Raw genomic sequence first — 11,491 nt, forward strand, 5'->3', positions numbered from 1 at the left:
GCCCGAGTCGCCAATGAACGCGCCCACTGACCTTTCCATGAAAACCGACGAAGTTCTGCGGGTTGAGCTGGAGGTTTTTCGCCGTCAGCACCGTGATCTTGATGAGGCAATTGAGGCGTTGCAGGCCACCGGCACATCCGATCAATTGACGATCAAACGCTTGAAAAAGCAGAAACTGCGGCTGAAAGACATCATCCGCCTGATCGAGGATCGCCTGACCCCCGACATCATCGCCTGACGCATTGCCACGCATGCGGATTTGGCTATAGTGCGCGCTCTTTCGAACGGCAGGGACGCAAGCGGATGAGCGATGTGAAAGTGGGGATCATCATGGGCAGCCAATCGGATTGGCCCACGATGAAAGAAGCCGCCAATATCTTGGATGAATTGGGCATCGCGTATGAAAAACGCATCGTTTCGGCCCACCGCACCCCTGACCGTCTATGGGATTACGGCAAGACCGCCGCGTCGCGCGGTTTGCATGTGATCATCGCAGGCGCTGGCGGAGCTGCGCATTTGCCCGGCATGATGGCGTCGAAAACTCGCGTGCCCGTTGTTGGTGTTCCGGTTCAGACGCGGGCTTTGTCGGGTGTCGACTCCCTGTACTCGATCGTTCAGATGCCGAAAGGATTTCCTGTGGCGACCATGGCAATCGGCTCGGCCGGTGGGGCCAATGCGGGTCTGATGGCGGCCGGTATTCTGGCCTTACAAGACAGCGCACTGGCTGAACGGCTGGACACGTGGCGTGAGGCTCTGTCCGCCTCGATCCCGGAGGAGCCAGTTGATGAGTGACGCTCTGAAACCCGGCGCCCGGATCGGTATTCTGGGCGGAGGCCAATTGGGCCGGATGCTGTCGGTCGCTGCCTCCCGCTTGGGGTTTGTGACGCATATCTATGAGCCGGGCGCCAACCCTCCCGCCGCTCAAGTCGCCGACCGCGTGACAACCGCGCCCTATGACGACGCCGACGCGCTGCGCGCCTTCGCCGACTCGGTCGATGTCATCACCTACGAGTTCGAGAACATCCCGACCGAGGCGCTGGACCTGCTAGAAGCCCACCGCCCGATCCGTCCGGGACGCGAGGCGCTGCGGGTCAGTCAGGACCGGTTGACCGAGAAGAATTTCCTGCAAGGTCTGGGCCTCAACACCGCGCCTTTTGCAGACGTCACCGATCTGGCAAGCCTGAATACGGCCATTGAGGACATCGGGACACCCGCGATCCTGAAAACGCGCAGGTTCGGCTATGACGGCAAAGGTCAGGCCCGCCTGCGCGCGCCTGAGGATGCCGAGGCTGCTCTGGCCGATATGGCGCGCGCGCCTGCGATCCTTGAGGGGTTTGTGGACTTCTCACACGAAGTCTCGATCATCGCGGCCCGCGGGCTTGATGGTCAGGTCGCTTGCTTTGACCCCGGTGAGAATGTCCACCGCAACGGCATCCTGCACACCACAACGGTCCCTGCCAGCTTGCGCCCGGCGCAGCGGACGGATGCCGTTCTGCTCGCGGCCAATATCCTGAATGCTCTGGACTATGTGGGCGTGATGGGGGTTGAGCTGTTCGTCACACCTTCGGGCCTGATCGTTAACGAAATCGCGCCTCGGGTGCATAACTCGGGCCACTGGACGCAGAATGGCTGCGCCGTCGACCAGTTCGAGCAGCATATTCGCGCCGTGGTCGGATGGCCTTTGGGAGACGGGCAGCGGCATTCGGACGTGGTGATGGAGAACCTGATTGGCGACGATATGGACCGCGTGCCGGAACTGGCGCAGGAGCGGGACGTTGCCCTACACCTGTATGGCAAGGCCGAGGTCAAGCCGGGCCGGAAGATGGGTCACTTCAACCGCATCGCGCGCTGAGGGAGATCGCGCAGTCTGCGCGATGCCTCCGGCGGAGGTATTTTTGAACAGAAGAAGATGGGGCGGTCAGGCGAAAAATCTGGCCGCGATATCGCCGGACATATGGCTGACACGCCCGCCCGCAAAGGTGGCGGCGACGCGGTGGGTTTTTGCGTCCAGGATGACGATATCGGCGCGTTGACCCGGCAGCAGCGTGCCGCGATCTTTCAGGTCGAGAACCCGCGCGGGGCCGGACGAGACCAGCGCCCAGGCCGCCGCAAAATCCAGCAACCCGCTTTTTGCCAACATCAACGCGGCGCGGCGCGGGCTGGGGTAATGGTAGTCCGAGGCCAGAGCATCACACAACCCCATCGCGATCAGGTCCAGCGCGCTGGCGTTGCCCTTATGGGAGCCTCCGCGCACCACGTTCGGTGAACCAAGGATGATGTGATCTCCGGCCGCGTGAGCGGCTTCTGCTGCGGCGAGGGTTTCGGGGAATTCAGCGATCGAAACACCACGTTTAAGCCATCCTGCACGGGTCTCAGGCGTGGCATCATCATGGCTGCCCAAGCGCACGCCGCTTTGGGTCAACTGAGCGCAAAGCAAGTCAAGTGCGTCAGGGACTTCATCGCTGCGGGCATGCATGGATAGCAGCATCTCAAAATGCGCATCGGGGTTACGCCCCGCTTTCAGGGCCTGCCCCGTCAGACGCGGAGGTTTACGCCCTTCGGCCAGGCGGTCATGCGGCAAGTGGTCATTGAAGACGACATAAGGTACTTGCCAATCCGCGATCTTTTCGGCCAGCCCGTCATAATCGTCCAGCATATGCGTCTCGAACCGCAATTGCGGGATCAGATCCGTGACGGTGCGGTCCTTGACCTCGGTAATCGCCTTGAACACCTGCGAGGCGAAGTCTGGCCCGCGGACCCCGCCCTCCCAGCTGTAAAACTGGGCCAGAACGCCGGTGGTGATCCCGTTGGCTGCAAGCTCGGCCTCGACCGACAGGATGCCTTCGTTCATCTGCTTCATGGCACCGCGGCGTGGGGCGATGTGACGTTCAAACCCGTCCCCATGCAGGTCGATGATGCCGGGTAGAACCAAATAGCCAGACAGATCAACCTGCCGGCCCGTCCGGTCGCCCTGCACCTCCCCTTCGGCAATTGACAAATCGGCACGCGACAACCCGGCCTCCGGCAGCAGAACCTCTGCTCCGGTCAACGTCAGTTCCAATGCGGTCATTCCGTGCGCTCCGAGTCCGGCTCCGAGCAATCCTGCCCGATACAGATCTCGTCAATTGCGTCCATCACCCCGTCAAGCCAAGTGATTTGCGGGTCGAACTTTCCGAATTCGATAAAGTGCAGTGCCTGGGCCATCACGCGGGGATTGTTCATCATGAAAGTATGCGTCACAGGCAGAACGATGTGATCCGCCATACCTTCGACCCGGGTCGTCAGGATCGACACTTTGCCATCGTCTGGCCCATCAATCATCGACGAAAAGACCGGGTTCAGAGAGTTTTCACCCGCGATCACCCCAAGCTCGAACTCTACCGGAGGCAATTGGCGCGGGATCCCCTCGGGGCCTGTGCCCAACTGCAATCCTGCCGGACCGTTGAGGTAGCCGAACACCTCCCATGCACCCAATTCATCTACCAACTGGCTGCCCTGATTAGGCGGCCCAAGCATGACAACGCGACCCAAATTCTCTGGTTCGTGATCCTGCAGCCAATAGCGCAACAGGATGCCCCCCATGGAATGCGCCACGACATTTGCGGTGTCGTCCCCGCATTCGGCGAACGCATCGGGCAGAGTTTGCTCGGCCAGTTCCGGAATGCCCAAATCGGTCGACGGATAACCTGGGCGAATGACCGTGTAGCCATGCACCTCGAACAATTGCTCCATCACCGAAAAGGACGCCTCGGTCCGAGCCAGCCCGTGCAGCAGGATCACGCATTTCGCCTGGGCCGCAGCCGGGAGAAGGAGAATAAATATGGCAAGCAGAACTCTCATACCCGCCAGATAAGGCCTATTTTGGTTCGGGGAAAGATGTGACCTCAGGTTCTACGCTGTACTGCCAGCGCGATCCCGCCCAAAACCAGTGCCGCGCCGATGATCAAGCGCATGCTTGCCACCTCACCCAATAGCAAAATACCCGCCACGATTGCGATGACAGGGACGCTCAACTGTACGACTGCCGCGACCGAAGGGGCAAGCTGCGGCAACACGCGATACCAAAGCGCGTAGCCAAGGCCCGAGGTCACGCCCCCGGACAGAGCCGCCAGAAAATAGCCAAATCCGGTCATCTGCCAAGTACCACCTGTCACCAGCAAGGCCATAGCCGTGACGGGCAATGCGACAACAAAATTGGCCGCGGTGCCCTCCAAGGCGTTCGGCTCAGACCGCCCGGCCAATGAATAAGCGGCCCAGCCAATCCCCGCCGCGACCATCAGAGCAGCCCCCAAGGCGTCCACCTGAACGGTCCCCGATGGCCAAAGCACATAGGCCAACCCTCCCAGCGCAACCGCTGCGCCTGCCAATTGGCGCACCGTCGGGGTCGCTCCGGTCATAGCCCCGACTGCGAACATGGTGATCTGAACGACACCAAACAGAATCAACGCCCCTAACCCAGCGTCCAACGTCAGGTAAGCCACAGAAAAGCCAATCATATAGAGAGACAGTGAACCCGCCCCAATGATCCGACGTGGTGAGCGAAGGGGCAGAACCGCGCCTTTCAAAAGAACCAACACGGCCAGAACCACCGCCCCCGCAAGAACACGGACGACGGCGAACCCCGCAGGATCACTCGCCTCGCTCTCAATCGCCAGCCGGTTCAGAATCGAATTGGCCGCAAAGGCGCACATGGTCAGTGAGGTCAGAAGAAAAAGTCTCATGAATCCCGCATAGCGCGTTGGCCACGCTTTGCACACTCACTTTCCAGCTAAGTGCAAAGCTCACCCTTCTTCTGTTCAACAATACCTCCGCCGGAGGCATGACCGCGCAGCGGGCATTCCAAACGCAAACGGGGCCGCCAAAAGGCGACCCCGCTCGTAAGCACTATGGCCTAAGCAGCTTACATCATGCCGCCCATGCCGCCCATGTCGGGCATGCCGCCAGCAGGTGCCGCGCCTTCTTTGGCGGGCTTGTCAGCAACCATTGCTTCGGTGGTGACCAGCAGACCAGCAACCGACGCCGCATCTTCCAGAGCGGTACGGACAACTTTGGCAGGGTCAATCACGCCGAACGAGAACATGTCGCCATATTCTTCGGTCTGCGCGTTGAAGCCGAACGATACATCGCCGGATTCACGGACTTTGCCCGCAACGACCGCACCGTCAACACCTGCGTTCTCGGCGATCTGGCGCAGCGGCGCTTCGATCGCTTTGCGAACGATGTTGATACCGGCGTTCTGGTCAGCGTTTGCACCTTCCAGAGTTTCCAGTGCTTTGCCGGCCTGAACCAGAGCAACACCACCGCCGACGACAACGCCTTCCTGCACAGCAGCGCGGGTCGCGTTCAGAGCATCGTCCACACGGTCCTTACGCTCTTTCACTTCAACTTCGGTCATGCCGCCGACGCGGATAACAGCAACACCGCCTGCCAGTTTGGCAACGCGCTCTTGCAGCTTCTCACGGTCGTAGTCCGACGAGGTTTCTTCGATCTGAGTGCGGATCTGAGCAACACGTGCTTCGATCTCGGCTTTTTCGCCAGCACCGTCAACGATGGTTGTTTCGTCTTTGGTGATCTCGATCTTCTTGGCGGTGCCCAGCATATCCATTGTGACGGACTCGAGCTTCATGCCCAGATCTTCCGAGATGACCTGACCGCCGGTCAGGATTGCGATGTCCTGCAGCATGGCTTTACGGCGATCGCCGAAGCCCGGTGCCTTGACAGCAGCAATTTTCAGACCGCCGCGCAGTTTGTTGACAACCAGAGTTGCCAGCGCTTCACCTTCAACATCCTCGGCAATGATCAGCAGCGGCTTTTGCGACTGGATGACTTGCTCGAGCAGCGGAACCATCGGCTGCAGCGAGGACAGTTTCTTTTCGTGCAGCAGGATCATGCAGTCGTCGAGTTCTGCGATCATCTTGTCTGCATTGGTGACGAAGTAAGGCGACAGGTAGCCACGGTCGAACTGCATACCTTCGACAACATCGGTCTCGGTTTCCAGACCTTTGTTTTCTTCGACGGTGATAACGCCTTCATTGCCAACCTTCTGCATCGCGTCTGCGATCTGCTGGCCGATTTCAGCTTCGCCGTTGGCCGAGATGGTGCCAACCTGAGCAACTTCGGCCGAGTCTTTGACTTCACGCGACGCGTCTTTGATGCCTGCAACAACTTTGGCAGTCGCCAGGTCGATGCCGCGCTTCAGGTCCATCGGGTTCAGGCCAGCAGCAACCTGCTTCAGACCTTCGCGAACGATGGCTTGGGCCAGAACGGTTGCGGTGGTGGTGCCGTCACCGGCTTCGTCATTGGTGCGGCTGGCGACTTCTTTCACCATCTGCGCGCCCATGTTTTCGAACTTGTCTTCCAGTTCGATTTCCTTGGCAACCGATACACCGTCTTTGGTGATGCGCGGTGCGCCGAAGGATTTGTCCAGAACCACGTTGCGGCCTTTGGGGCCCAGGGTCACTTTAACAGCGTCGGCCAGGATGTTCACACCTGCCAGCATGCGGTTACGGGCATCGGTGTCGAACTTGACGTCCTTTGCAGCCATGTCGTTTCTCCTTGAGAAATAAGTTGTAAATGAAGATCAGAGTGAAGCGCGGCGGCTTACTCGATGATCCCCATGATGTCGCTTTCTTTCATCATCAGCAGCTCTTCGCCGTCGACCTGAACCTCGGTGCCCGACCATTTGCCGAACAGGATCTTGTCGCCAGCTTTGACCGCCATCGCGATCAGCTCGCCGCTGTCCTTGCGTGCGCCTTCGCCGGTTGCGACGACTTCGCCTTCGCTGGGCTTTTCTTTTGCGCTGTCAGGAATGATCAGGCCGCCTGCGGTTTTCTCTTCGCTTTCTGTACGGCGAACCAGCACACGGTCATGAAGCGGTTTCAATGCCATCTTTGCAGCTCCTTGGGCTCAAAGTTTATCTATCCTCCCCCCGCCGACTGGCGAGGCGTTAGCACTCAAGGGTAGAGAGTGATAACGACGCATAGCTAGGGGGTGCAATTCCCCGAGTCAACAAGCTGTGATGGATTTTTTTCGACCAAGACCCTCAATCAGGCTGGTCCCAACTATAGGCCCAGTGCTTCAAGCCCTCCCGCCCCGCATCCGTCAGGGCATAAACACCTTTTTCGACCTTGTCGAACCACCCGTAGTGATTGGTGCGCATCAGCCGAGTGGCCTCGGCTACGCCTGTCGACTTCGCGACCTCGGCCCCTTTGCAGGCGCCATGTTCGGCAAGATGGGCCGCGCATTTCAAAGCATCCTGGCGATAGGCGGTGACAATGCCGTGCCGCGTCGCGCCGCCAGAGTTCGGGTCGCCTTGCAGCCGATCAAACTCTCGCAGCATCCGACCCGCTTTGGCCTTGTTCTTGCGCGGCGCATAGGAGCCGGGATCGCATTGCACCTCGACCGCTCCGTCCGCGCGCACGGTGATCAGGCCCAAGCCCAACCTGCGGCAGAGCGCCAGATTGTCCCGCAACGCACGACGCGCGGTGCGTCCGATTGGCTTGCTCACCCCTAGATAGACCTGATCCGTGATCCTGAGTCGCGCGACGGCCTGATGGAACAAAGCCAGCGAAAAGCGCAGCTTCAACTCGACAATCACCGGCTCAGACCCGTCGCGCACCGCCATGATGTCGGCTGCGCCAACCTCACCTTTCACGGTATAACCCTGCCTCTCGAACAATGCCTTGATGGGGGGATAAAGATCCTGCTCGCGCTCCATGGCCCAATGCTATGCGTTTCGTGTCGAAATACCAGATGGGTCGCCTTGAATATGCTGTATTTGGATGCCTAAATCTTATGTCGTCTGTTTGACCAACCGAGGAAGGACCGCCTATGCGCCTGATGGCCCTTTTTGGACTATTGCTTCTGCCCCTGACCGCACATGCCGCCTGCGAAGGTCACGACCTGCGGCCCTTGATGTCGGAAGAGGATCAGGCCGCCCTGCAACAATCCCTTGCCTCGGTCCCTTACCCCACGGGCAATCACTGGATCGCCACCAAGGGCGACACGACCCTGCACCTGATCGGAACACTGCACACAAACGATGCACGGATGGGGCCGGTCGTCGAACGGCTGACACCCATCGTAGCCCATGCAGACGCGATCTATTTCGAGGTCACCGAGGCCAAAATGGAAGCGTTCGAGCAAGGCCTGGCCAATGACCTGAGCCCCGTGATGATCACCGAGGGTCCCACCCTGATCGACCTGATGAGCGCCGAGGACTGGGCGGCCCTTTCGACTTCTTTGGCCGAGCGCGGCATTCCCAGCTGGATGGCAGCCAAAATGCGGCCCTGGTTTCTGAGCATGATGCTGGGCATCCCGCCCTGCCTGATGCAGAACCCGGATGCGAACCATGGAATGGATGCCCGCCTAACGGACGTGGCCGAGGCGCACGGGATTCCGCAACACTCGCTGGAGCGGATCGAAGACCTGATGGCGATGTTCGACACGCTTTCACTGGAACAACAGGTCGACTCGCTGGTCCGCCTGTCCGGAGCAATGCAGGCCGATGCAAACCACCTCGCCACGATGGCCAATGCGTATCTCGAGGAGAAACACGCGCAGATCCTGCAACTAGCCCGGATTCAGGGTTTTGAAGCCTCCGGCCTGTCGCAAAAGGATTACGACGCCGAATGGGCGCAGTTCGAACAACAATTGCTGGTAGATCGCAATAACAGTTGGATGGACCACATCCTGCGTATTCAAGACCAAACGGCCGTGATCGCTGTTGGTGCCGGGCATCTCAGCCAGACATACGGTTTGCTCTCGCTTCTGGAAAAGGAAGGCTACACACTGACGAGGGCGCCGTTCTGAATTCTCAGCATGTCAGACCTTCAGTCGCATGGGCCAGCAAGCGGGTGACAAGCCATGACTTGCGCCCTATAAGGCGCGCAAATTTCCAATCCGCAGGACGCTGACATGACAACCCTAGTATTTGGTCACAAATCTCCCGACACCGATTCCACCGGCTCTCCGATCCTGTGGTCGTGGTACCTGAACGAAGTCAAAGGCGAGCAGGCTGAACCCGTGCTGCTGGGCGAGCCCAACACCGAAGCCGCTTTCATGCTGCAGCGCTGGGACCTGCCCAAGCCGCGCATCATCGAAGACGTGGAAGCGGACGCTCCGGTTATTATCGTCGACACCAACAACCCGGCCGAGCTGCCCGCCAGCGTCAACAGCGCCGACATCCGTGCCATCATCGACCACCACAAACTGGTTGGAGGTCTGGAAACCAAAGGCCCTATCGATATCACCGTTCGCCCTCTGGCCTGTACTGCGACCATCATGGTCGACCTGATGGGTGACGACGCCGCCAAGATGCCTGAAGCCATCAAAGGCGCAGCGCTGACCTGCATCCTGTCCGATACGCTGGAATTCCGCTCGCCCACCACCACCGCGCATGACCGCGAAGTGGCCGAGAAACTGGCCGCAGAACTGGGTCTGGATGTCTCGGCCTATGCGGCGGACATGTTCGCGGCAAAATCGGATGTGTCCTCGTTCTCGGATGCCGAACTGATCCGCATGGATAGCAAGGAATACGAAGTTGACGGCACCAAGTTCCGTGTCTCGGTTCTGGAAACCACTGCTCCGGGCGTTGTTCTGGACCGCAAGGGCAGCTTGGCCGCGTCGATGGTTAACGTAGCAAAAGAAGACGGCGTCGATCAGGTGCTGCTGTTCGTCGTCGACATCCTGAACGAAGAAGCCACCCTGCTGGTCCCAAATGAATTGGTCAAAACCGTTGCCGAGAAAAGCTTCGGTGCATCGGTCGACGGCGACGCTGTGGTCCTGCCCGGCATCATGAGCCGGAAAAAGCAGATCATTCCGAACCTCAAGGTCTGAGACCTTACTCTAAGGCGCCCCAAGCGGGCGCCTTTTTCTTTGTGCGAGGCTCTGCCTCGCGCTCCGGGATATTTTTAGCCAGATGAAGTGCGGATCCCCTGCTTCTTCTGTTTCAAAATACCTCGGGGGAGTCGCGGCTTGCCGCGGCGGGGGCAGCGCCCCCTCTGGCAAAACCTGCCAAGCTCTGCCATAGGCTTGGCTGTCCGCAGACCACGCCAAAGGGAATCCCATGACCCAGATCATCTCCGCCCTCCACGAGATCTCCGACCGTTACAAAGTACTTTTTGTCGATCTTTGGGGCTGTGTTCACAATGGGATCACTGCGTATCCAGAAGCGGTTGCCGCGCTGCAGACCTACCGCTCGAAAGGCGGTTTCGTTGTTCTGGTGACAAACTCTCCGAAGCCACGCGCGGGCGTCGCCGCGCAGCTTTCGCAGTTCAACGTCCCCGCCGACGCCTATGACACCATCGCCACAAGCGGAGATTCAGCCCGTTCAGCCATGTTCCGCGGAACGGTCGGCGAGAAGGTCTACTTCATGGGCGAATGGGACCGCGATGCGGGGTTTTTTGAGCCTCTGAAGCTGTTGGACCATCCTGTTCATATCGAGCGCGTCCCTCTGGATCAGGCCGAGGGGATCGTATGCTGCGGGCCGTTCGACACGATGGCGGACCCTGACGTCAATCGTCCGGACTTTCTCTATGCCAAGCAAAAAGGCATGAAGCTGCTATGTGCGAACCCTGACATCGTGGTCGATCGAGGCGAAGTACGGGAATGGTGCGCGGGCGCTTTGGCGAAGCTTTACACCGAGATGGGTGGCGAGAGCCTGTATTTCGGCAAACCCCATCCTCCGATCTACGATCTGGCGCGTCGGCGTGTGCAGGAAATGGATGTTGACGTCTCGGACAGCGACATTCTGGCTATCGGTGACGGCCCGCATACCGACATCCTTGGCGGCATGGGAGAGGGAATCGATACGCTCTTTATTTCAGGCGGGTTAGCCGCGGCCGAGACGAAAACGTCGCACCACCCCCACGCAGAATCCCTAAACGACTACATAGAAAGGGAAAAGATCAATCCCACCTATACAATCGGGCGTTTGCGTTAGTCATTTTTCACTTGATTTTCTGCAGTTGCGAAGTAATAAAGTTGCCAACTAATGTCCGGTGGTAGACTTTTATTACTCGGCAGATTTCAAGTGAGGGCACCATGTTGGACAATCTTCCACGCGGAACGATCTGTATTGAAGACATCGAGATGGGCATGTCCCGCCACCTGCGCAAAGTGGTGACGGATGAAGATATCGAGATGTTCGCCCAGGTCTCGACAGACCGGAACCCTGTGCATCTGGACGATGACTACGCCCGCGATACGATCTTTGAAGGCCGCATTGCGCATGGAATGCTGACGGCCGGGTTGATCTCGGCCGTGATTGGCGAGCAATTGCCCGGTCACGGGACGGTCTACATGGGTCAGTCGCTGAAGTTCCTGGCCCCCGTGCGCCCTGGCGACATGGTCTATGCCGAGGTCAAGGTGATCGACATTGATTTTGCCAAACGCCGCGTGAAGCTGGATTGTCACTGCGCGGTCGATGGCAAGAAGGTTCTGGTCGGCGAAGCCATGGTCCTTGCCCCATCGCGTAAGTTCGACTGAACGA

13 protein-coding genes are annotated in these 11,491 nt (G+C 59.2%); 7 read left to right on the top strand and 6 right to left on the bottom strand.

What is annotated here, in order from left to right; all coding sequences use genetic code 11:
• Positions 1 to 13: 13 nt before the first annotated feature.
• The 3 genes from ACRZ95_RS17400 (at position 14) to ACRZ95_RS17410 (ending at position 1,852) form a co-directional block, all read left to right on the top strand.
• A complete protein-coding gene (locus tag ACRZ95_RS17400; protein WP_037308505.1) occupies positions 14 to 238 on the top strand; it encodes a YdcH family protein in 225 nt (74 codons plus the stop codon).
• 65 nt (positions 239 to 303) lie between these two features.
• Positions 304 to 792 (top strand): 5-(carboxyamino)imidazole ribonucleotide mutase, encoded by a 489-nt coding sequence (gene purE, locus ACRZ95_RS17405; protein ID WP_170680370.1) that lies wholly within the window; start codon positions 304 to 306, stop codon positions 790 to 792.
• Positions 785 to 1,852, top strand: coding sequence for a 5-(carboxyamino)imidazole ribonucleotide synthase (locus ACRZ95_RS17410; RefSeq protein WP_170680369.1), 1,068 nt, complete (start codon positions 785 to 787; stop codon positions 1,850 to 1,852). The genes purE and ACRZ95_RS17410 overlap by 8 nt, the downstream gene beginning before the upstream one ends.
• A gap of 66 nt (positions 1,853 to 1,918) precedes the next feature.
• Here ACRZ95_RS17410 and ACRZ95_RS17415 read toward each other — a convergent pair whose 3' ends face one another.
• The 6 genes from ACRZ95_RS17415 to ACRZ95_RS17440 form a co-directional block, all read right to left on the bottom strand.
• Entirely contained in the window at positions 1,919 to 3,070 is a 1,152-nt protein-coding gene (locus ACRZ95_RS17415) for an alpha-D-ribose 1-methylphosphonate 5-triphosphate diphosphatase (protein WP_170680368.1), read from the bottom strand.
• Complete coding sequence (locus ACRZ95_RS17420) at positions 3,067 to 3,840, bottom strand: alpha/beta fold hydrolase (RefSeq protein WP_170680366.1); 774 nt, start codon at positions 3,838 to 3,840, stop codon at positions 3,067 to 3,069. The genes ACRZ95_RS17415 and ACRZ95_RS17420 overlap by 4 nt, the downstream gene beginning before the upstream one ends.
• Before the next feature lie 44 nt (positions 3,841 to 3,884).
• Entirely contained in the window at positions 3,885 to 4,721 is an 837-nt protein-coding gene (locus tag ACRZ95_RS17425) for a DMT family transporter (protein WP_170680364.1), read from the bottom strand.
• A 179-nt stretch (positions 4,722 to 4,900) separates the two neighbouring features.
• Positions 4,901 to 6,544 (bottom strand): chaperonin GroEL, encoded by a 1,644-nt coding sequence (groL, locus tag ACRZ95_RS17430; protein WP_170374649.1) that lies wholly within the window; start codon positions 6,542 to 6,544, stop codon positions 4,901 to 4,903.
• A 56-nt stretch (positions 6,545 to 6,600) separates the two neighbouring features.
• Complete coding sequence (groES, locus tag ACRZ95_RS17435; protein ID WP_170352338.1) at positions 6,601 to 6,888, bottom strand: co-chaperone GroES; 288 nt, start codon at positions 6,886 to 6,888, stop codon at positions 6,601 to 6,603.
• A 154-nt stretch (positions 6,889 to 7,042) separates the two neighbouring features.
• Positions 7,043 to 7,717, bottom strand: a complete 675-nt coding sequence (locus ACRZ95_RS17440; RefSeq protein ID WP_170680362.1) for a DUF2161 family putative PD-(D/E)XK-type phosphodiesterase — start codon at positions 7,715 to 7,717, stop codon at positions 7,043 to 7,045.
• Positions 7,718 to 7,830: 113 nt separating this feature from the next.
• On the opposite strand from ACRZ95_RS17440, the gene ACRZ95_RS17445 reads away from it, so the two are divergent.
• The 4 genes from ACRZ95_RS17445 (at position 7,831) to ACRZ95_RS17460 (ending at position 11,487) form a co-directional block, all read left to right on the top strand.
• Positions 7,831 to 8,811: a TraB/GumN family protein gene (locus ACRZ95_RS17445; RefSeq protein ID WP_170680360.1), complete on the top strand. Its 981-nt coding sequence runs from the start codon at positions 7,831 to 7,833 to the stop codon at positions 8,809 to 8,811.
• 105 nt (positions 8,812 to 8,916) lie between these two features.
• A complete protein-coding gene (locus ACRZ95_RS17450; protein ID WP_170680358.1) occupies positions 8,917 to 9,837 on the top strand; it encodes a manganese-dependent inorganic pyrophosphatase in 921 nt (306 codons plus the stop codon).
• A 229-nt stretch (positions 9,838 to 10,066) separates the two neighbouring features.
• Positions 10,067 to 10,942 carry a TIGR01459 family HAD-type hydrolase gene (locus tag ACRZ95_RS17455; protein WP_170680356.1) on the top strand — a complete coding sequence of 292 codons (876 nt, stop codon included), beginning with the start codon at positions 10,067 to 10,069 and terminating at the stop codon, positions 10,940 to 10,942.
• A gap of 101 nt (positions 10,943 to 11,043) precedes the next feature.
• A complete protein-coding gene (locus ACRZ95_RS17460; RefSeq protein ID WP_074736482.1) occupies positions 11,044 to 11,487 on the top strand; it encodes a MaoC family dehydratase in 444 nt (147 codons plus the stop codon).
• The last annotated feature ends 4 nt before the right edge of the window (positions 11,488 to 11,491 follow it).

The sequence above is a fragment of the Ruegeria sp. AI3 genome (assembly GCF_056541245.1).